17 protein-coding genes are annotated in these 20,306 nt (G+C 71.3%); 9 read left to right on the forward strand and 8 right to left on the reverse strand.

From position 1 onward, the window contains the following. Positions 1-34: 34 nt before the first annotated feature. Positions 35-829, reverse strand: coding sequence for a phytanoyl-CoA dioxygenase family protein (locus QQY66_RS05635; RefSeq protein WP_301977973.1), 795 nt, complete (start codon positions 827-829; stop codon positions 35-37). 77 nt (positions 830-906) lie between these two features. Beyond that, on the reverse strand, positions 907-2,115 hold the full coding sequence (locus QQY66_RS05640; RefSeq protein WP_301977974.1) for a cytochrome P450: 1,209 nt from the start codon (positions 2,113-2,115) through the stop codon (positions 907-909). A 220-nt stretch (positions 2,116-2,335) separates the two neighbouring features. Here QQY66_RS05640 and QQY66_RS05645 point away from each other — a divergent pair, with 220 nt between their 5' ends. Further along, positions 2,336-3,613, forward strand: a complete 1,278-nt coding sequence (locus QQY66_RS05645; protein WP_301977975.1) for a cytochrome P450 — start codon at positions 2,336-2,338, stop codon at positions 3,611-3,613. Between the two features lie 53 nt (positions 3,614-3,666). On the opposite strand, the gene QQY66_RS05650 is transcribed toward QQY66_RS05645, so the two are convergent. The 4 genes from QQY66_RS05650 to QQY66_RS05665 form a co-directional block, all read right to left on the reverse strand. After that, positions 3,667-4,203 carry a hypothetical protein gene (locus QQY66_RS05650; protein WP_301977976.1) on the reverse strand — a complete coding sequence of 179 codons (537 nt, stop codon included), beginning with the start codon at positions 4,201-4,203 and terminating at the stop codon, positions 3,667-3,669. Positions 4,204-4,267: 64 nt separating this feature from the next. Then, positions 4,268-5,032, reverse strand: a complete 765-nt coding sequence (locus tag QQY66_RS05655) for a thioesterase II family protein (protein WP_301977977.1) — start codon at positions 5,030-5,032, stop codon at positions 4,268-4,270. After that, positions 5,029-5,886 (reverse strand): FkbM family methyltransferase, encoded by an 858-nt coding sequence (locus QQY66_RS05660; protein WP_301977978.1) that lies wholly within the window; start codon positions 5,884-5,886, stop codon positions 5,029-5,031. The genes QQY66_RS05655 and QQY66_RS05660 overlap by 4 nt, the downstream gene beginning before the upstream one ends. 28 nt (positions 5,887-5,914) lie before the next feature. Next, positions 5,915-7,123, reverse strand: a complete 1,209-nt coding sequence (locus QQY66_RS05665; RefSeq protein ID WP_301977979.1) for a cytochrome P450 — start codon at positions 7,121-7,123, stop codon at positions 5,915-5,917. A 345-nt stretch (positions 7,124-7,468) separates the two neighbouring features. On the opposite strand from QQY66_RS05665, the gene QQY66_RS05670 reads away from it, so the two are divergent. The 3 genes from QQY66_RS05670 (at position 7,469) to QQY66_RS05680 (ending at position 12,397) form a co-directional block, all read left to right on the forward strand. Beyond that, positions 7,469-10,348, forward strand: coding sequence for a LuxR family transcriptional regulator (locus QQY66_RS05670; protein ID WP_301977980.1), 2,880 nt, complete (start codon positions 7,469-7,471; stop codon positions 10,346-10,348). Between the two features lie 79 nt (positions 10,349-10,427). Further along, a complete protein-coding gene (locus QQY66_RS05675; RefSeq protein ID WP_301977981.1) occupies positions 10,428-10,982 on the forward strand; it encodes a GNAT family N-acetyltransferase in 555 nt (184 codons plus the stop codon). Positions 10,983-11,053: 71 nt separating this feature from the next. Beyond that, positions 11,054-12,397, forward strand: a complete 1,344-nt coding sequence (locus QQY66_RS05680; RefSeq protein ID WP_301977982.1) for an esterase-like activity of phytase family protein — start codon at positions 11,054-11,056, stop codon at positions 12,395-12,397. Between the two features lie 52 nt (positions 12,398-12,449). Here QQY66_RS05680 and QQY66_RS05685 read toward each other — a convergent pair whose 3' ends face one another. Further along, entirely contained in the window at positions 12,450-12,749 is a 300-nt protein-coding gene (locus QQY66_RS05685; RefSeq protein ID WP_301977983.1) for a hypothetical protein, read from the reverse strand. Positions 12,750-12,980: 231 nt separating this feature from the next. Further along, positions 12,981-14,147: a xylose isomerase gene (gene xylA, locus QQY66_RS05690; RefSeq protein WP_301977984.1), complete on the reverse strand. Its 1,167-nt coding sequence runs from the start codon at positions 14,145-14,147 to the stop codon at positions 12,981-12,983. A gap of 172 nt (positions 14,148-14,319) precedes the next feature. On the opposite strand from xylA, the gene xylB reads away from it, so the two are divergent. The 5 genes from xylB to QQY66_RS05715 all read left to right on the forward strand — a co-directional run bounded on the left by xylB (position 14,320) and on the right by QQY66_RS05715 (position 20,257). Next, positions 14,320-15,774 (forward strand): xylulokinase, encoded by a 1,455-nt coding sequence (xylB, locus tag QQY66_RS05695; RefSeq protein ID WP_301977985.1) that lies wholly within the window; start codon positions 14,320-14,322, stop codon positions 15,772-15,774. A 13-nt stretch (positions 15,775-15,787) separates the two neighbouring features. Next, positions 15,788-16,996, forward strand: a complete 1,209-nt coding sequence (locus QQY66_RS05700) for an ROK family transcriptional regulator (protein WP_301977986.1) — start codon at positions 15,788-15,790, stop codon at positions 16,994-16,996. A gap of 269 nt (positions 16,997-17,265) precedes the next feature. Next, positions 17,266-18,174 (forward strand): acetamidase/formamidase family protein, encoded by a 909-nt coding sequence (locus QQY66_RS05705; protein WP_301977987.1) that lies wholly within the window; start codon positions 17,266-17,268, stop codon positions 18,172-18,174. Positions 18,175-18,209: 35 nt separating this feature from the next. Continuing rightward, positions 18,210-18,809, forward strand: coding sequence for an N-acetylmuramoyl-L-alanine amidase (locus QQY66_RS05710; protein WP_301977988.1), 600 nt, complete (start codon positions 18,210-18,212; stop codon positions 18,807-18,809). Between the two features lie 155 nt (positions 18,810-18,964). Next, complete coding sequence (locus QQY66_RS05715; RefSeq protein ID WP_301987183.1) at positions 18,965-20,257, forward strand: GAF domain-containing protein; 1,293 nt, start codon at positions 18,965-18,967, stop codon at positions 20,255-20,257. The last annotated feature ends 49 nt before the right edge of the window (positions 20,258-20,306 follow it).

Genomic DNA, 20,306 nt, shown 5'->3' on the forward strand with positions numbered 1-20,306 from the left:
GGTCGTCGGGGCGGCGAGATCGTGATCAGGGGCGTCAGGTGCGGTCGAGCGGACCGCGGTCGACCTCGAGCGGCGTGTGGTCGCGGCCTACGAGGTGCTCCGGGCGTGGGGCGCCGACCGGGCGCGGCGCGGCCGACACCGGGTTGTAGGTGAGGATCAGCAGGCGGCGGGCGAACGGGGAGACGTTGGTCCCGGACCCGTGGACGATCTGCGAGCTGAACAGCAGCACGCCGCCACGCGCACCCTTCGGGCTGACCATCTCGTGCTGCTTGACCAGATCGGCGAGTTCGGCCGGGGTCAGGGAGTACGCGTCCGGGTCGATGTGGCCGGTGCCGTGGTCCTGCGCGGACGCGCCGCGTTCCAGCGTGCCGAGCCGGTGCGAGCCGCGCAGGAAGATCACCGGGCCGTTGAACTCGGTGACGTCGTCGAGGAAGAGCGCGACGTTCACCTGCGAGGCGGCCGGCATGTTGTCGGCGTCGCGCCAGACGATGTAGTCCTGGTGCCACGCCCACCGCTCGCCGCCGAACGCCTGCTTCGAGTTGATCTTCATCTGGTGTACGTAGAGGTCCTCGCCGGTGATCTGCCGGGCCGGGCCGAGCAGCCGCTCGGTGCGTACCAGCCGCTCGAAGACCGGGTGGCGGGTGTGCGAGGCGTAGATCGACCGCGGGGTGACGCCGTCGTTCTCGGTGATCAGACACGGGCCCGGCACGCGCTGGTCCTCGGCCAGCGCGATGCACAGGGCATCGATCTCATCGCCGGAGAACGCGTCCTCCAGCAGCACGAATCCGTCGTTGTGGAAGCTGGCGAGCTGTTCCTCGGTGAGTTTCATGGCTCTCTCCGCGTGGACCTGTCGGCAGGACGTGGTGACCGTCGATCGCGTCATGTGCGGCGACCCGAGGTGTCGGATCAGTGGTGACGGAAGGCGATGCGCAGGGAACGCGGACCGGCGACCCCGGGCGTGTCGTAGTAGTCGACGGGCGTGCCCGTCACCTCGAACCGGCTGAAGCGGTCGAGTATCGCCTCGAGTGCGATCTCCAGCTCGAGGCGGGCCAGCGGCGCACCCAGGCAGTAGTGGATCCCATGGCCGAACCCCAGATGCTTGCGGGCGTCACGGTGGATGTCGAACCGGTCGGCGTCGGTGAAGTGCTGCTCGTCGCGGTTGCCGGAGATGAACGACAACGACACGAACTGGCCCGCCGGCAGCTGTTCGGCACCGACCGTGACCGCGCGGGTGGTGACGCGCATATTGCTGACGATCACCGGCCGGTACCGGAGGGTCTCCTCGATGGCCCCCGGAATCAGCGCCCGGTCGGCGCGTACCTCGGCTGCCGCGGCGGGGTGCTCGTCGAGTGTCAGGACGATGTTCGCCAGCAGCAGCGTGGTCGTCACATGACCGGCGAGCAGGAGGAGGTTGGCGAAGTTCACCACCTCTTCCTCGGTGAGCCGCTCCCCGCCGACCTCGGCCTGGGTCAGGCGGCTGATCAGATCGTCCTGGGGATTCGCCCGGCGCCGCCGGCAGTGGACCTTCAGGTAGTCCAGCAGCTCCTGCTGGGTGTCCGCGACGCGCTTACGGACCGCTTCGTCCGTCAGGTTGCCCTTGTCGAACGAGAGCAGGCGCTGCGCCCAGTCACGGAACAGCTCCCATTCCTCCGTCGGCAGACCGAGCAGATCGCCGATCACCAGGACGGGAAGCGGATCGGAGAGGTCGGCGACGACGTCCATCTCACCGCGGTCGGCGACGGCGTCGACCAGTCGGGTCGCGATGGCGGTGATCCTGGGCCGCAGTCCCGCGACCGCACGGGCCGTGAACGAGCGACTGACCAGATCCCGCACCAGGCGATGCCGGGGCGGATCCATCGCTGTCAGGTTGCCCGCGGTGAGGTTGCCGGTGCCCATCTCCCCGGGCAGATGCCGCCACAGCTCCGACGAGAAGGCGGCCGGGTCGGCGGTGGCCTGTGTGATGTCACGGTGCCGGTAGAGCGTCCACACGCGAGTGAGCGGATCCTGATGCACCGGATGGCGCAGCCGCATGTCCCGCAACCACCGGTGCAGCGAGCCTCCTCCGTCCAGCGAGTACGCCGGTGCCGTTGCGATGCCGGTTTGCCGAAGATCCATACACGCTCACACTGCCCCCGCCGTCGTGCAGTCAGAAGATTCCTGGCAATCCTTGCGACGGCGGGTCGGTCACCGCACCAGGGGTCCACCCCAGAAGGACCCCAGGATGAACGCACGAGGACTCTGCGTAGTCCGGGGTTGTGGCGGCGAGCACGGGCGCGGGTACATTGCGGATCCGATGCCGAACTTCCGGTACGCCTGGGTCAGACGGAGGGCAGCCGTGAGTGGTCAGCCTGTCAGCGATCAGCAGAATTCGAGCGACGTACATGCGCCGCCCAACGTGATTTCCGACCCGCACGCCGTGTACACGCATATGAGGGAGCAGGCAGCAGCCTGTCCCATGCGCTCGCTCGACGGGTCACTGATGTGGGTCGTCGGACGCCATGAGGGCGTACGGTCGATGCTCGCCGATCCCCGGTTCGCGAACGATCCGGCCTCGGTCCCGGGCGGCGCGCCGCTCATGCAGGTCAACGCGATGCGGAACCTCGGCCTCGCCGAGGAGCTCATCCCGTATCTCGCGGACACGCTGCTCGACAACGACGGGGCGAGCCACAGCAGGCTGCGCCGTCTGGTGGCGCCCGCGTTCACCGCGCGGCGCATCCTCAACCTGCGTCCGCGCATCGAGCGGCTCACGGACGATCTCCTGGACGGGCTGGCGGAACACGCCGAGGACGGCGTCGTCGACTTCCTCAGCCTGTTCGCCTACCCGCTGCCCATCACGGTGATCTGTGAACTCGTCGGGGTGCCGATGGCCGACCGCCCCGCCTGGCTGCGCTGGACCCACGCGCTCTCGTTCGAGCAGGAGAAGCTGGGGGAGACGCTCGGCCCGCTCGTGGACTACACGCAGGCGCTGGTCGGGCGTCGCCGGTCCCAGCCGGCGGACGACCTGATCAGCGAACTGATCCGGGCGCAGGACGGCGACCGTCTCACCGACCGGGAACTGGTCACGATGGTGCTCAGTCTGGTCATCGCGGGGCACGACACCACGGCCAACTTCCTCGCCAACAGCGTCTGGGCGCTGCTGACCCACCCCGACCAGCTGGCGCTGGTCCGCGCCGACCCGGAGCTGATGCCGCAGGCGGTGCACGAGTTGCTGCGCTGGTGCGGGCCCGTCCTGGTGTCGCGGATGCGGTACGTCACCGAGGACGCCGACCTCGGGTGGGCGGCGTTTCAGGCGGGGGACGCGGTGATGGCCGCGCTGAGCGGCGCCAACCACGATCCGCGGGAGTTCCCGGAGCCGGAGCGCCTGGACGTCACCCGGCAGAACCGGACCCGCGGGGAGGCACACGTGTCGTTCGGCGCCGGGCCGCACTACTGCCTCGGCGCCGGGCTGGCACGCCACCAGGCAGAGATCGCGCTGGGACGGTTGCTCGCCCGCTGGCCCGCGCTGGCCCTGGCCGTGAGCCCCGAGGAGCTGAACTGGCAGCCGGTGTCCGGCATGCGGAAGCTCGAGCACCTGCCGCTACGGCTGAACGGGCCCAGCGACTCGTCCGCCTGACGGCGGAGCGGCGGACGCGGGCATCGCCCTCCGCCGGTTTCCGCCGGCCGGTCTCACGGGTCGCCGGCGTCGGCGTCGTCCGCGCGGGCCAGTCCTCCGGACACGGGGCGGGTCGCGTCGAGGCCGCGCTCGCGCCACCGCTCGCTCTCGACGGGATCGAGATGCCGGCCCGCCCAGCCGTCGAGGTCGTGCGCGTACGCCTCCGGCGCATAAGCGGCCTGAGGGACCGTCAGCTCCGGTAGGTCCGCGCCGGGCTCGTGCCGCAGCGGGTGGGCCAGACCGGCGCGCCAGCGCTGCTCCTCCGGCAGCCATCGCTCGGCGACGGACTCGGTCCGGATGCCGATCGCGACGGCGATCTCGGTCCAGTCGGAGCCGTTCTCCCGTGCGTTGAGGACGGCGGCCTCCACCAGCTTGTCGACGTGCGAGCGCACCCGGAGTGCCTGGAGCAGCAGTTCCTGCGCGGTGCGCCGGTCGTCGTCGACGGTGGGCACCAGGCGGAGCGCCTCGTCGACGGTGTCGCGGGCCCGGTCGGCGAGGACCAGGCGTGCCAATGCGGCGGTCGTGTACGGGTTCGGTGGCCTATCGGACACGGAGGACTCCGGATACGGCACGCGTGGAACGTGTGCCCGGACGGTGTGGCGGCATCGGGCGATTCTATCCGCGGGCCCAGTCCAGACCGTCCTGCGCGCAGTCCGCGGTCACCGCCTCGCAGACCGCGGCCGGGTCGTCATGCAGGAAGAAGTGGTTGCCGCCGAAGACGCGCACCCGGGCTCCCGGGGCCACCTGCCGCCACCCCTGAAGCGTCTCGACCGGGACGTCGTGGTCCGCCGCGGCGCCGTACACCGAGACCGGCGACTTCAACGGGTACGCAAAATCCGGTGTGTACCGCTCGATCAGGTCCAGGTCGGCGCGCAGCCCGGCCAGGACCTGCGGGCCGAACTCGGGATCGGTCAGGAGGCTTTCGTCCGTACCGCCGAGCCGTCGGACGTAGGCGGTCATGCGCTCGTCGGACGCTCTGAGCACATCGGGCGGAAAGGTCCGCCGGGAGCCGGGAGGCGCAGCAGCGCACAGCACCGCACGCTCCGGGAGCGGCCCGGCCGAGTTCTCCAGCCGGCGCACCGTCTCCGCGGCGATCAACGCACCGAGACTGTGGCCCAGCAGGATCCACGGCTCCGCAAGCTCGCGCACCGTGCTCGCGAGGGCGGCGGCGCGGGACTCGATGCTGGAGCGGCGTTCCGACCCGTCGGGCCGTTCCCAGTGCACGGCCCGGACCGCGATGCCGCGTGGGCCGAACACCCGGTGCCAGGAGTGGAAGGCCACGGCGCTGCCACCGGCGTGGGGCACGCAGACCAGCGTCCACTTCGCCTCCTGCCGCTGCGCTCCGCCCAGCGTGACGAGCCTTGCCCGCTCGGCGCTCATCGGCCCGCCTCCTCGTGGGCGTCGTGCGTCACGACCGGTTCCCGCGAGCGCTCCGCCCGGTAGGCGTAGACCTCGTACAACTCGGTGCCGCGCAGTGCGGGGTCCTGCCGCACCCGCAGCGAGAAGCCCACGTCCCGCAGCAACTCGCTCAGCTGTGTGAGCCGGCCTCCCTCGTCGTGGACCTCCGCCACGACAGCGCCGATGCGCGGCCAGTCGGCGGCATCGACACCGCGCAGGACGTCGAGTTCCGCACGCTCGACGTCCACCTTGAGCAGCGCGACGGATCGGAGATCCTGCTCACTCATGAGGTCGGAGACCGTCGTGACCGGGACCTGGATCGTCCGGCCGTCGTGCAGTCCGTCGATCATCATGTCGACGGCTTCCTCGTCGAGACCGCCGTGGCGCAGGAAGGTCCTGGTGAGGGCGTCGTCGGCCGCTCGGTCGGCGTACAGGCCGGAGTTGCCGGGGGCTGCCGGGTAGTAGGTGAAGTCCTGGACACCGGACGCGGCTCCCACGGCGGTGCGCACCGCGGTCGCTCCCGGGACGTGGCGGGTGATGTTGTCCCGCAGACAGGCGAAGACGTCCGGAACCGGTTCCGCGGCGACGATCCGGAGCGTGCGCTGCGCGTCCGTGAACGCGATCGACACCAGCCCGACGTTGGCGCCGATGTCGAGAACCGAGTCGTGGGGGCGCAACTCCCGTGCGGCGAGCCCGTACAGGCCGCTGCCGGTCGCCTCCCGCCAGATGAGCAACGCCTCCGCGGGGCTGGTGCACGACACCCGTCGGCCGTCCGGGAGGCTCACCTCCTGCCGCGCCGCGCCGGGTACGGCGTGCGCGGTCCGTTCCTCGCTCATGATCGCTTCCTCCGGCTCGCGCGATGGGTCATGCGGCGACGAGTCGCACGGGCAGCGCGTCGTAGCCCCAGATCAGGATCGACCGCGTCCGCCGCGGCGGACCGGTCAGCTCGGCGCCACGCACCCGCCGCAGCAGTTCCTCGAACAGAACGGTGAGCTCCCGCGTGGCGAGTGCCGCGCCGAGGCAGTAGTGGGGCCCGGCGGCGAAGGCCAGATGGGGGTTGGGCCGCCGGGTCACGTCGAATCGGTCGGGGTCCGGGAACACGGCGTCGTCGCGGTTGCCCGCGGCCAGCCACAGCGCCACCTGGTCGCCGGGGGCCAGCGCGTGACCGGCGATCTCCACCGCGGCGGTGGACGTGCGCAGCACGTGCATCGCGGGGCTGGTGAACCGCAGGATCTCCTGCACCGCGGTCGGCAGCAGATCCGGGTCCTCGCGCAACGACTCCCACTGCGATGGACTCCGCACCAGTGCCAGCAGGCCGCCGACGCTCGCGTGCCGTGTGGTCTCGTTGCCTCCCGACACGAGCCCGTCACAGTTGAGGAAGATCTCCTCATCTGTGAGGGGAACACCGTCGACCGCGCCGTGTGCCAGCGCGGTGACGATGTCCTCCTGGGGTTCGCGTCTACGGCGGGCCAGCAGTTCCTCGTAGTACGACAGGATGTCCACGTGTGCCGCGGCCGACGCGAGCGGGTCGGTTCCCGTTCCCGCGCCGAAGGCCACCATGGTGCGCTCCAGCATGAAGTCCCGGTCGCCGGGCGGCACGCCGAGCATGTCGCAGATCACCGTGAGCGGCAGCCTGGCCGCGACCCGGGTGAAGTCGCACTCGCCGGCCTCCAGGGCTTCGTCCAGGACGGCGGTGACCGTGTCGCGCATGGTGCGCTCCAGCCGGGCCACCATGCGCGGGGTGAAGGCGCCGCTGACGATCCGTCGGATCCCGCCGTGCCGCGGCGGATCGGTGATGATCAGCATTTTGCCCGAGGCCGCCGCCGTCGCGGCGGGGTTCTGGTCCAGCCGCATGCCCTGCTGGGAAGTGAAGTTCCGGGTGTCCTTGACGACCCGGGAGATCTCGGCGTGCGACAGCACGGCGTGGAACCGGCGACCGTCGTACTCGCCCTCGTGCACGGGAGCTGCCCGCCGCATCCGCTGCCAGAGCTCCTCGGGGCGTCCCTGAGCGTAGAGGTCCGGGTCGCAGAGCTCCATCGAACAGGGCGCGGTGACCGGCCGACCACGTGGCATACCGATGGCTCCTGGAGTGAGGGGACGAGCCGATTGTGTCCGACGTCGGTCCCCGGCAGAACCCCAGAAATTTTCATGCGGTGTGCGGCCCGATTCCCGGGGTGCCGACCGAAACTCTGGGGTGCGGTGGCGGCCTGGGGCGACCGGCCGCCGCCCGGCCCCTTGTGACCATTTCGCGCCAATTTAAAGACGGGCGAGCAACCTATCGGCTGCCGAGACAGGTGACCGCCGACACCCGCGGGACCAGCAGACTATAGTCCGACCCTCGAAAATTATCCTGGACGCTCGGCCAGGGGTCGTGTAATCTGAGTTCGCTCCTGAGTTCAGAAATAAAGTAGCAGTGAAATGTTCTCGGCCAGGCGATACGGGGAAGCACTGACCGTGGTAACTCACTTATTCAACAGCTCACACACCGCACTTCTCGAACGGCAAGCGGAAATATCCGAGATCGAGAGAAGACTCGACGATCTGCGCGGCGGATTCGGTGGAGTTATCGCAGTCGAAGGTGCACCAGGGACAGGCAAGTCAAGCCTCCTGCACCTCCTGCACGGCAAGGCCGTCGACAATAAATTCCTGGTACTCCATGCGAGAGGGAACGAATTCGAGGGCTCATTCGCCCTGGGAGCGGTCGCGCAACTGATTGAATCCGCGGCCGAGGACCTTCCGGGCGGAGATATGCCCGGCCGACTGCACGGTTCACGCATCGCGCGCCTGCTGCACGGCAAACTGCCGGACGAGACGCACGCAGCGGAATGGCACTCACTGCTCCACGAGTTGCACCGCATCTTTCTCGACCTCGCCAGTGACCAGCGCCTCGTACTCGTGGTCGACGACGCACAACTGGCCGATCTGCCCTCATTACGATTCCTCAGTTACCTCGCCGCCCGTGTCGGGCGCAGCCCCATCGTGCTGACCGTCGCCGTGGAACCCCGCGGCCCCAGTCCGGCCGCCGACCTGCTGGGCACCGTGGTCACCTCTTTCGAATCGACCGTGCTCCGGCCGGCGCCGCTGAGCCTGCGGGCCCTGGAGCAGGTCGTCGCGGAGACCGTCGGCGGACCCGACCCCACGGCGATCGCCGAGTCGATCTTCGAGGCGACCGACGGCAACCCGATGCTGGTGCGAGCCTTGCTCGACGAGGCGGCCACCGGCCCCGGGCGAACGGCCAGGACCGGCCGGGACTGGCTGACCAAACGCGCGCCCCGGAGTCTCATGCGCTGGATCATCCGCAAGCTGCGCAGCCTCCCGGGGCCGTCCCTCGAACTGGCTCAGGCGGTCGCGGTGCTGGGCCGCGCGACGGAACCATGGGTGGTGGAGCGGACCACCGGCCGCACCGACACCGGAGTCGAGAAGGCACTCGCCGCGCTGATCGACGCGGAGATCCTGGTCGACGGCCCGGTGCTGCGGTTCGCGCAACCGCTGGTGCGCACGGCGGTCCAGGACAGCACCCCGCTGCTCACCCGCGGCCAGTTGCACGCCCGCGCGGCGCGAGCACTGGCCACCACCGGGGCCTCACCGGAGCAGATTGCCGGACATCTGCTGGAAGCGCCCACCCAGGGCGACCGGCGGACCGTCAGAAGCCTGCTGGACGCCGCCGCAGCAGCGACAGCGCGGGGCGGCGAGCCGGAGACCATCCCCTACCTGCGCCGTGCCCTGCGCGAGCCACCGGCCGGCCGCGATCTGCCGATGGTCCTGACCCGCCTCGGCACGGCGGAGCTGTCGGTCGACCACGAGGCGGCGGCCGGACACCTCAGGGAAGCACTGGAGCACACGTCCGACCCGGACGCCCGCGGCGCCGTCGCGCGGGACTTGGCCTGGGCGCTCGCGGCCGGCTCCCGGTTCGAGGAGGCCGTCACCGTGCTGGCCGACACCATCGCAGAACTTCCGGTGGGGGATGCCGTCGCGGACCTGGACGACGCGTTGTCCTGGATCGGCAGGCTGTCCCCCGGGGCCCGTGAGCTCCGCCGACAACGCCTGGCCCAGATCCGGGAGCAGTCGGCCGGGACAAGCTCCCACGGGAGCGTTCACCTCCTTCTCGACCAGTTGTGGAACGGAACGGACGCCACGCGGATGGCGGACTCGGCCGACGACGTGCTGCGCCGGGCCGGCCTGCCCACCGAGAACGGCGTCGGCTGGGGTGCGGCCCTCACCGCGACCTGGTCCCTGGCTGTCTGCGACCGGCTCCCGCAGGCACGCCGCGCCGTACGGGCGCTGGCTGACGAGGCCCGGCGCCGGGGAGTCCACCTGTTCCACCTCGACCACTGCCTGCAGGCGTACGTCGAGCTGCGACTCGGGCAGGTGTCCGCCGCCGCCGAGCTCGCCACCACGGCCCTGGAGGCGAGCGAGTCGGCGGGCCGCCCCACGATCGCGCAACCGATGGCGGCGGCGGCCCTGGTCGAGGCGCTGATCGAGCAGGGCGAATTGGAGCGGGCCACCACTGAGCTGTCGACACGTGAGCTGCTCGACGTCGAGGGTGACACATCCGCCCACCTCCCCCTGCTGCGCGCCCGTGGACGGCTGCGGCTCGCGCTCGGGCAGACCGACGCGGGGGTGGCCGACCTGGTGCGGGGACGAAGACTCGACGCGGAACTCGGCCCGGCGGCGGGGTCGGTCGGTACGTGGGCACCGATGATCACGGCCCTCCACCGCAGCGGACGGGTGCGGGACGCGCGCGAGCTGGGCGAGGAGGAGCTCGCCCGTGCGTACGCGTTCGGAGCCGCTCGCCCCCTGGCCGTCGTGTTGCGGGCCCTGGCCTCGACCGCGGCCCCGGACCGCGCCCTGCTCCTGCTGGAGGAGGCCGTCGACCTGCTGGACGGCTCACCGGCACTCCTCGAACGGGCCCACACCCTGTACATCCACGGCAGGGCGCTGGGCAAGGCCGGCAAGACCTCGACGGCACGCGAACAGCTCCGGCTCGCCGTCGAACTGGCCGGTGACTGCGGGGCGTACCCCCTGCACAGCCGGGCCCGGGAGGAGTTGCTGTCGCTCGGCGCCCCCGCCCGCGGCCCGGGACGCCGCAAGCGGTCTCCGTCCACGCTGACGCCCGCTGAAGAGCGGGTGGCGGCCCTGGCCGCCGAGGGCCTGAGCAACCGGGACATCTCGCAGGCGCTCTTCGTGACGGTCAAGACAGTGGAGTGGCACCTCACGCAGGCGTACCGGAAGCTCGGCGTCGACTCGCGGGAGAACCTCCCCTGCGCTCTCGGAACCTCGTTACCAGAGCCTCACTGAGGCGAACAGCCGGCGGCACTGGCGTCGGCAGAGATCCATTCGCCTGAAGGGGCCGCCGAGGACGGTAAGTTGGCGCATCATGAAGCATTTCGGCCAGGACATACTCACCGTCGCCGACCAGCTCTCCGAGGCATATGCGGAGGTCTTCGGGGCGCCGCCGTGGGAGACCCGGGAACCAGAGGCGACCAGGGTGGAGTTCCGGGAGCGACTGGAGAGGGACGCGCTTCGCCCCGGGTTCCGCGCCGTACTGGCGCTCTCCGACGCCGGTGAGGTCGACGGCTTCGCCACGGGGTGGATCACCCAGGCCCCGTTCCGCACCGACCGCGCCTACCCGAAGGTGACCCGACGGCTCGGCGCGGACCGAGTGAACCAACTGCTCGTGGGCGCCCTGGAGATCGACGAACTGGGAGTACGGGCACGCGCGCGTGGCGGCGGTCTCGGGCAACGGCTTCTGTCCGCGCTCACGGCCACCGCACCCGACGGCAGGGCGTGGCTGCTGACCTGGAATCAGGCGCACGACGCCGTGGCCTTCTACCGCCGTATCGGCTGGCAGGAGCTCGAACCGGTGCCGGGGGACGAGACGGACGTCGTGGTGTTCCTCTCGACGAGCGTCCGCCGCCCCACGTTCACCTGAAGGTCGTACGGCGTTCGATGCGAGGCCCAACTCTGGCCGCTGTCGTCGAACTTGCTCCTCAGGAGGCCCTGATGTCCCCGTACGCCACCGGCCGGCGCCGCTTCCACCGTTCCCTCGCCGTGGGTGTGCCGCTGGCGGTGGTGGCCGCCGCGCTGGTGACGGCGGGTCCGGCCTCGGGGTCGACGACCACGGCCCCGCACGTCACCCGTACGGCCACGCTCGGCGACATCCCGCTCGGCACGTTCAGCAACGCGCTGCTGCCGGGCACGGTGGCCGACGACCGGGGCGTGGACCTCGGTGGCATCGGCAGTGACATCTATCCGGCGGGCCGCAAGGGCGAGTTCTGGACGGTCACCGACCGCGGGCCCAACGGCCAGATCAAGGTGGACGGCACCAAGCGCCGCACCTTCCCCGTGCCCGGCTTCGACCCGGCGATCGTGAAGATCCGGGTGTCCGGTGACACCGTGAAGGTGCTGGACGCGATCCCGATCACCACCTCCTCCGGGAAGCCGGTCACCGGCCTGCCGAACCAGAAGGGGCGCGACGAGGCGCCGTACTCCTATGACGCGCAGACGCCTCTGTCGTACAACGCGAACGGGCTGGACACCGAGGGCGTCGTGCGGGCCGGGGACGGGAGTTTCTGGCTCGTCGACGAGTACGGGCCCTCCCTGGTGCATGTCTCCGCGCGCGGGAGGGTGCTGGCGCGCTATGTGCCCGAGGGGCTGAACCTCACGGGCGCGGACTACCCGGTCATGGAGGCGCTGCCGTCCGTCCTGCTGCACCGGAAGATCAACCGGGGCTTCGAGGGACTCGCCCAACTGCCCGGCGGTGACCTGGTGATGGCCGTGCAGAGTCCGTTGTCCCTCCCCGACGGGGATGCGGGGGACGCCTCGCGCACCATCCGGCTGCTGCGCTTCTCGCCGAAGAAGGAGGCGGTCACCGCCGAGTACGCGTACCGCTTCGACCCGGTGAACGTGGTGGACCCGAGCGAGGACGACACCTCCGAGCTGAAGATCTCCTCGGTGGTCGCCGTGGGCCGGGACCGGCTGCTGGTCGAGGAGCGCACGGACAAGGCCGCGCGGCTGCAGATCGTGCACCTGGGACGCAAGGCGAACATCCTCGGCGGCCCCTGGGACGACGACACGACCTCCCCGTCGCTGGAGCAGCTCGACGACCCGGCGGCCTCCGGTGTGCCCGTTCTGGCCAAGCGCCTGCTCGTCGACCTGGGCACGGTCGACGGCGTGCCCGGGAAGATCGAGGGCGTCGCGCGCGTGGATCGCGACACGCTCGCCCTGATCAACGACAACGACTTCGGCATGACGGACGGCACCGGCGCGTTCGACGCGAACGGCCGGCTCGTGGACAGCGGCGTCGAGACGACCGTGACGTACGTGCGGCTGCCGCGCGGGATCTGATCCAGGCCCGTGAGAGTGCGGCACGCGCGCGTGCCGCACGAAACACGTCGTCCTACGGCAGGTCGACCCCCAGCGACGGCAGCAGTGACTCGATGTCGCTCGGCAGGCCGCTCGGCAGCTCGCTCGGGAACCCCGAGGGCAGCGAAGGCACCTCGCTGGGCAGTCTGCTGGGGAACTCGGTCGGGATGCTCAGGGACGGCCGCGGGGTGCCGCTCGTGCTGCTCTCGGCGGGCGTCTTCTCGTCCGGCGAATCGTTGCCTCCCGAGGCGACCAGCACCACGGCGACGACGACGGCGACGCCCAGGAGTGCGGCGATCAGGATGAACAGCGGATTGCGGCGGCGGCCAGTCACCGTACGACGGCGGTCCGAAACCACCGCCCGGAGGCGGCGTCCCACCCGGAGGCCCGGGCGGCTGAGGCGGTGCGGGCGGCATGGCCATACCGTCAAGCGTCGCCGCGGACCGGGGCAGCGCGCGACCCCCGCACGGCGGTTGATACGGACTCATGGCATGGATCGCATGGTTCCGGAGCATTCCGCGCGGGGACCGTCCGACAGCCGGATCTCACCGGCACGCGCGCGTGGTCAGCCGCGCGCCCCCAGCAGATGGTCCATGGCCAGCTGGTCGAGCTGCTCGAAGGCCATCCCGCGCGCGGCGGTCGCCTCCACGTCGAACTCCTCGAAGGCCGAGCGGTCGGCGAGCAGCGCCTGCAGACCGTCCGCAGCCGTGGGCTGCGCCAGCTCGTCCAGTCGCGAGGCGCGCAGAGCCTCCTGGACCTCCGGGTCGGCACGGAAGGCGGCTGCACGCTCCTTCAGGATGAGGTAGTTGCGCATGCAGCCCGCGGCCGACGCCCACACGCCGTCCAGGTCCTCGGTCCGCGGCGGCTTGAAGTCGAAGTGGCGGGGTCCGGCGTAACCGGCGCTCTCCAGGAGGTCGACCAGCCAGAACGCGGAGCGCAGATCGCCGGCGCCGAAGCGCAGGTCCTGGTCGTACTTGATGCCGGACTGGCCGTTGAGGTCGATGTGGAAGAGCTTGCCCGCCCACAGGGCCTGCGCGATGCCGTGCGGGAAGTTCAGCCCGGCCATCTGCTCATGGCCGACCTCGGGGTTCACGCCGTACAGCTCGGGGCGCTCCAGGCGCTCGATGAACGCCAGAGCGTGGCCGACGGTGGGCAGCAGGATGTCGCCGCGCGGCTCGTTCGGCTTGGGCTCGATCGCGAACTTCAGGTCGTAGCCCTGGGAGGTGACGTACTCGCCGAGGAGGTCGAAGGCCTCCTTCATACGGTCCAGAGCGACGCGTACGTCCTTGGCGGCGCCGGACTCGGCACCCTCCCGGCCGCCCCAGGCGACGTAGGTCTTGGCCCCGAGCTCGACCGCCAGGTCGATGTTGCGGATCGTCTTGCGCAGGGCGTAGCGCCGCACGTCACGGTCGTTCGCCGTGAAGGCGCCGTCCTTGAAGACGGGGTGCGTGAAGAGGTTCGTCGTGGCCATCGGCACGGTCATGCCGGTGGTGTCGAGCGCCTGACGGAAGCGCTTGATGTGGGACTCACGCTCGGTGTCCGAGGACCCGAAGGGGATCAGGTCGTCGTCGTGGAAGGTCACGCCGTAGGCGCCGAGCTCGGCCAGGCGCTGCACCGACTCGACCGGGTCGAGGGCGCGCCGCGTGGCGTCGCCGAACGGGTCCCTTCCCTGCCAGCCGACGGTCCACAGGCCGAAGGTGAACCTGTCCTCGGGGGTGGGCTGGTAGTTCATGCCGCGGCTCCCTTGCTCGCTTGCGACTGTCGCTCACGACTATTTCGTCATGGCGCTTTACAAATTAGTATGCGGAGGCATCTCTGGGAAGAGACAAGGTGTCTTTCGTCAGGCATGAGCCAGACATGAGTCACGCATGAGCCACGCATGACCGCAGAAAAGGGAGAGCCCGATGTCAGCAGCCGAGGGTCCGCTCGTCGTCGGCGTGGACACGTCCACCCAGTCCACCAAGGCACTGGTCGTCGACGTGTCCACCGGTGAGGTCGTCGCGAGCGGCCAGGCGCCGCACACCGTGTCCTCCGGGGCGGGCCGGGAGAGCGATCCGCGCCAGTGGTGGGAAGCCCTGTGCGAGGCCCTGCGCCAGTGCGGTGACGCGGCGCACGAGGCCGCGGCGGTGTCGATCGGCGGCCAGCAGCACGGGCTCGTCACGCTGGACGCCCAGGGCGATCCGGTACGCCCCGCCCTGCTGTGGAACGACGTGCGCTCGGCGCCGCAGGCGCGCCGGCTGACCGAGGAGCTGGGCGGCGCGAAAGTCTGGGCCGAGCGCACCGGGCTCGTCCCCGCACCGTCCTTCACGGTCACGAAGTGGGCCTGGCTGGCCGAGCACGAGCCGGACGCGGTCCGCGCCACCAAGGCCGTACGCCTCCCCCACGACTACCTCACCGAACGCCTCACCGGGCAGGGCACGACCGACCGCGGCGACGCGTCCGGGACGGGCTGGTGGGCGTCCGGGACCGAGGCGTACGACGCGGAGATCCTCGCGCACGTCGGGCTGGACCCCGCCCTCCTGCCCCGCGTGGTGCGGCCCGGCGAGGTCGCGGGCACCGTGCGCGACAGCCATGACCTGCCGTTCTCCAAGGGCACCCTGGTCGCCCCGGGCACCGGCGACAACGCCGCCGCCGCGCTGGGCCTCGGGCTGCGTCCCGGCACCCCGGTGCTGAGCCTGGGCACCTCGGGCACGGTGTACGCGGTGTCGAAGCGGCGCCCCACCGACCCGACCGGAACCGTGGCCGGCTTCGCCGACGCGCACGGCGACTGGCTGCCGCTGGCCTGCACCCTGAACTGCACGCTCGCCGTCGACCGCGTCGCCTCCCTGCTGGGCCTCGACCGCGAGGCCGTGGAACCCGCCACCGGCATCACCCTGCTGCCCTACCTGGACGGCGAACGCACGCCCGCCCTCCCCCACGCCTCCGGCCTGCTGCACGGCCTGCGCCATGACACCACCGCGGGCCAGCTCCTCCAGGCCGCCTACGACGGCGCCGTCCACGCGCTGCTGGGCGCGCTCGACCTGGTCCTCGACGAAGACGACGAGGATGCGGACCGGTCGGCCCCGCTGCTGCTGATCGGCGGCGGCGCCCGGGGCACGGCATGGCAGCAGACCGTACGACGGCTGTCGGGGCGCCCCGTGCAGGTGCCCGAGGCCAAGGAACTGGTCGCGCTCGGCGCCGCCGCGCAGGCTGCCGGCCTGCTGACCGGCGAGGATCCGGCCGCGGTGGCCCGGCGCTGGCGTACCGCCGAGGGTCCGGTGCTGGACGCGGTGGAGCGGGACGAGGCGACCCTGGCCAGGATCTCCGGGGTACTCTCCGACGCGGCCCCGCTGCTCGAGCGGAGCGCGGAAAACCACTGAGGACGACGGGGGCATGACCGCACCGCTGCACGAGGCCCGCCCGGGAGGAACCGGGCGCGCACTGCCGGACACACAACAGGGCATGCGCCGGCGCAACCTCGCCCGGGTGATGCACACCGTCAGTGCCGAGGGGCCGCTTTCCCGTGCCGCCGTCGCCTCGCGCATCGGGCTGACCCGTGCCGCGGTGTCGACCCTCGTCGACGAGCTGATCCGCTCGGGACTGCTGGAGGAGCTGGGCCCCGAGCGGCCCGGCCGGGTGGGACGGCCCGGCTCGGCGCTCGCCGTCAGCGCACACGGGCCGGCGGGGATCGGCGCGGAGGTCGGCGTGGATCACCTCGCGGTGTGCGCGGTCGATCTGCGGGGAGAGGTGCGAGCGCGGGCCGTGCGGTACGGCACGAACCGTGGGCGCTCGCCCCGACCGGTGATCGAGGAGCTCACCGAGCTGGTGGGCCGGATCGTCGCCGAGACCGAGCGCGAGGGCCTGTGGCCGGCCGGACTCGCCGTGGCCGTACCGGGCCTGGTGGCGCGCGACGCGCGAACGGTCGTACGCGCCCCGAACCTCGACTGGCACGACACGGACCTCGGCGCCCTGCTGCCCGCGGACCTCCCGCTGACCGTCGGCAACGAGGCCAACTTCGGCGCGCTCGCCGAACTCCGGCTCGGCGAAGGCACCCCGAGCGACTTCCTGCATGTGTCCGCCGAGATCGGCATCGGCGCGGCGGTCGTCGTGGACGGGCAACTGCTACGCGGGACGCGGGGGTTCGCGGGCGAGCTGGGGCATGTGCCGGTCCGTCCGGACGGACCGGCGTGTCCGTGCGGGGGCCGCGGGTGCCTGGAGCAGTACGCCGGGGAGGAGGCGGTGCTGCGAGCGGCCGGTCTGGAGCCGGGCGAGGACCGCGTCGGGCTGCTCGCGGGGCGCGCGGCGGACGGCGACCCGGACGTACGACGTGCGCTGCGCGACGCGGGAGAAGCGCTCGGCATCGCGCTGACCGGGGCCGTCAATCTGCTGGACCCCGAGGGCGTGGTGCTGGGCGGCGCGCTGGCCGGGCTCGCACCGTGGCTGCTGCCTTCGCTGGAAGCCGAGTTGGCACGCCGGACAGCGGGGCCCGCATGTCCGGTGACCGTGTCGCGACTGGGTCCCGAGGGGCCGTTGCTGGGTGCCGCGCACTCCGTCGTACGGGCGGTGCTCGACGATCCGGCGGCCGTGGCCGAACGCGCCTGATCGACGGATGCCCCCAGCCGCGGCCGTCCCAACGTGCCTGATCACAGCGCGACTTCACTCGTCCGAGTGAGCGAGTTGTCCACAATTCCGCAGCCGTCCACGGATATATGGAGCGCACTTCTGCCCACCCCGCCTGGGCCGTAACGTGATCCACGCGGGGCGCAGCCGTCGTGTCGGGGCGGCGTCCGGAGCGCAGAGCCGTAACCGCGTGTCCACCGCGAACCGAACCCTCCCCCACCGACCTTCCGCCAGAACGGAGCTGTGCAGCGATGAGCGACCCCCGGATTCTGACCGTGCGCCCCGAACCGGGCGAGTACGCCTGGACGTTCGGCGGAGTGCCACCCGTGGCCCGGATCGCGCCGGGCACGGTCCTCGATCTCTACACGGAGGACTGCTTCGCCGGACGCGTGCGGTCAGAGAAGGACCTGGTGACGCAGGTGTGCGAGTTCCCGTTCCTCAACCCGCAGACCGGCCCCTTCCACATCGAGGGCGCCGAGCCGGGCGACACCGTCGCCGTGCGCGGAGACGGTCTGGATCTGGCAACTCGACCGGACCCGCCGTACGGCCCTGTTCCGGGCGCACGACAGCGACATCGAGGCCGAACTGACCCTCGACCCGATGCACGGCACCGTGGGCGTGGCTCCCGCCAACCTGGAGGTGCGCTCGGCCCTGGTACCCGACGCGCACGGCGGCAACATATGGACACACCCGAGATGAGGGCCGGCGTCACCTGCTACCTGGGGGTGAACGTCGAGTGCGCTCTGCTCAGCCTCGGAGACGGCCACGCCCGGCAGGGCGAGGGCGAGACCTGCGGAGTCGCCGTCGAGTGCGCGATGAACACGGTGGTGATCGTCGAGCTACTCAAGGGACTCGCCACGCCCTGGCCGCGCATCGAGTCGGACACCCACATCATCTCGACGGGCTCGGCGCGCCCGCTGGAGGACGCGTTCCGGATATCCCAGCTCGACCTGGTGCGGTGGCTGGTGCGCGACTACGGCTTCAGTGAGCTGGACGCGTACCAATTCGCAACCCAGTGCGTCGAGTCGCCGTTGGCCAATGTGTGCGACACCAACTACACCTGCGTGGCCAAGCTCCGCAAGCAGTGGCTGCCCGCGCGCGAGACTCATCGCGGCGTGCATGCACGGCTGCGGGAGACGGCAGCAACCCTGCGGAACTGAGCAAGACTTCCTGACCACCGAAAGGCACCGCCCCCATGGAACGGGCAAGACCACTCCCCACGAGACGCCGGCTGCTGAAGGGCGCCGCCCTGGCCGCCGTACCGTACGCGCTGCTCCCCGACGCGCGGGCCGGAGCGCGCGTCCAGGCCGTCGACCACCCGTCGGCCGAGTGGCAGCCGGCGAACGGCTCCAACTACACGGCGGCAGAACCGGCTACGGACCGAGTGGTCGACCGCGTGATCATCCATGTCACGCAGGCGACCTTCACCACCACCCTGTCCATCTTCCAGAACCCGAAGAAGGAGGTGTCCGCGCACTACGTCGTCCGCTCGGCCGACGGTCATGTGGCGCAGTGCGTCCGGGAGTCCGACATCGCCTGGCACGCGGGAAACTGGGAGTACAACACGAGCAGCATCGGCATCGAGCACGAGGGCTGGGTGGACCGGCCCGCCTACTTCACCGACGTGATGTACGAGGAGTCGGCCGCACTCACCGCGGCGATCTGCACCAGACACGGCATCCCGAGAGACCGCGCGCACATCATCGGGCACCACGAGGTGCCGGGCACGGATCACACCGATCCCGGGCCGAACTGGGACTGGGCGCGCTATCTGAGACTGGTCGATCGAGCCTGACCTGAGACTGTTCGACCGAGCCTGACCTGAGAACGATCGACCGAGCCTGACCAAGAACCACACCCCTCGTTCGGGTGGCCCCGGTCGAAGTGGTTGTCCACGCCCGCACCCGGAGTGACGATGTCCCCAGCCGCATCGCCGTCCGGGAGGCCGAGTTGACCGATCCATGGGTGGCCCTGGAGCCGGGGGCCGACCCTGCCGAGCGTGTGCGGATGCTGCGTCGCGCGCATGAGACGTTCACCGAGGCGGGCACGGTGCCGCGGCCGGTGCGTGCGGTGGTGGCCGACTCATGGCGGCGTTCCGTGCGGGCGGGGGTCGGGCCCGACGGCACGGCAAGGGTGGAGCTCGCGGACGGTGACCTCGGTTCCTATCGGGCCGAGCATCCACTGGCACGGGTGATGCCGCTGTTCCGGGAGCTCATGGGCACGTTCGCGGCCGACGGCGAGCATCTGCTCGCGGTGTGCGACGCCCGCGGCAGGCTGCTGTGGGTCGAGGGCCATCCGACGACCCGGCGACGGGCGGACCGGATGAACTTCGTGCCCGGCGCGCGCTGGGCGGAGACCGCGGTCGGCACGAATGCGCCGGGCACGGCTGTCGCCGTCGACCGTCCGGTGCAGGTCTTCGCCGCCGAACACTTCATCCGGCGGGTGCAGCCCTGGACCTGTGCGGCGGCTCCGGTGCACGATCCGCGCACCGGGCGGGTGCTGGGCGCGGTGGACATCACGGGCGGGGACGGGCTCGCGCATCCGCACAGCCTGGGCTTCGTCCAAGCGGTCGCTCGGGCCGCCGAGTCCCAGCTGGCCCTGCTCCCCGAGGGGCAGCCGGCCGCCGACACACCCGAGTTGACCGCGCTGGGCCGCGATGAGGCACTGCTCGTCTCGGGAGGTCGCCGGCTCCGGCTCAGCCGTCGGCACAGCGAGATCCTGGTGCTGCTGGCCCGCCATCCGGAGGGGCTGACCGGCGACGAGCTGCTGTGCGCGCTGTACGAGGACGAGTCGGTGACACCGGTGACCCTGCGCGCCGAACTGGCCCGGCTGCGCAGACTTCTCGGCCCCGGGCTCCTGGCCTCGCGGCCCTACCGGCTGACCATGCCGGTCGAGTCCGACGTCGCCGTCGTCGAGCGGCGCCTGGAGACCGGTGCGGTCACCGCGGCGGTGACGGCGTATGCCGGCCCGCTGCTGCCCGCCTCGCAGGCACCGGCGGTGGTGCGGCTGAGGCACCGGCTGGCCGACGGCCTCCGGACGGCGCTGATCACCCGCGGCGACCCCGACCTGCTGGCCGACTGGGCACACGCGGCGTGGGGCGAGGACGACCTCGACGTCTGGCGTGCGCTGGCCGCCGTACGCCCGACCGCCGCGGTCCGCTCGCGGCTGGCCGCGCTGGAGTCGGAGCTGTCGGCACCGGCCGACCGGCCACGCGCCGACCGGCCGCGCGGGGCTGCCCGCTGACCGGACGCCATTCGTGGCGCCTCACCTCAGCACAGGCCACGCAACGTAC

The organism is Streptomyces sp. DG2A-72 (genome assembly GCF_030499575.1).
Classification (GTDB): domain Bacteria; phylum Actinomycetota; class Actinomycetes; order Streptomycetales; family Streptomycetaceae; genus Streptomyces.

Coding starts and splice junctions, on each gene's coding strand:
- QQY66_RS05670 (WP_301977980.1), top strand. CDS start 7,469: ATGTTCTCGGCCAGGCGATACGGGGAAGCACTGACCGTGGTAACTCAC.
- QQY66_RS05705 (WP_301977987.1), top strand. CDS start 17,266: ATGAGCGACCCCCGGATTCTGACCGTGCGCCCCGAACCGGGCGAGTAC.
- QQY66_RS05635 (WP_301977973.1), bottom strand. CDS start 829: ATGAAACTCACCGAGGAACAGCTCGCCAGCTTCCACAACGACGGATTC.
- QQY66_RS05660 (WP_301977978.1), bottom strand. CDS start 5,886: ATGAGCGAGGAACGGACCGCGCACGCCGTACCCGGCGCGGCGCGGCAG.
- xylB (WP_301977985.1), top strand. CDS start 14,320: ATGTCAGCAGCCGAGGGTCCGCTCGTCGTCGGCGTGGACACGTCCACC.
- QQY66_RS05665 (WP_301977979.1), bottom strand. CDS start 7,123: ATGCCACGTGGTCGGCCGGTCACCGCGCCCTGTTCGATGGAGCTCTGC.
- QQY66_RS05700 (WP_301977986.1), top strand. CDS start 15,788: ATGACCGCACCGCTGCACGAGGCCCGCCCGGGAGGAACCGGGCGCGCA.
- QQY66_RS05675 (WP_301977981.1), top strand. CDS start 10,428: ATGAAGCATTTCGGCCAGGACATACTCACCGTCGCCGACCAGCTCTCC.
- QQY66_RS05710 (WP_301977988.1), top strand. CDS start 18,210: ATGGAACGGGCAAGACCACTCCCCACGAGACGCCGGCTGCTGAAGGGC.
- QQY66_RS05655 (WP_301977977.1), bottom strand. CDS start 5,032: ATGAGCGCCGAGCGGGCAAGGCTCGTCACGCTGGGCGGAGCGCAGCGG.
- QQY66_RS05640 (WP_301977974.1), bottom strand. CDS start 2,115: ATGGATCTTCGGCAAACCGGCATCGCAACGGCACCGGCGTACTCGCTG.
- QQY66_RS05680 (WP_301977982.1), top strand. CDS start 11,054: ATGTCCCCGTACGCCACCGGCCGGCGCCGCTTCCACCGTTCCCTCGCC.
- xylA (WP_301977984.1), bottom strand. CDS start 14,147: ATGAACTACCAGCCCACCCCCGAGGACAGGTTCACCTTCGGCCTGTGG.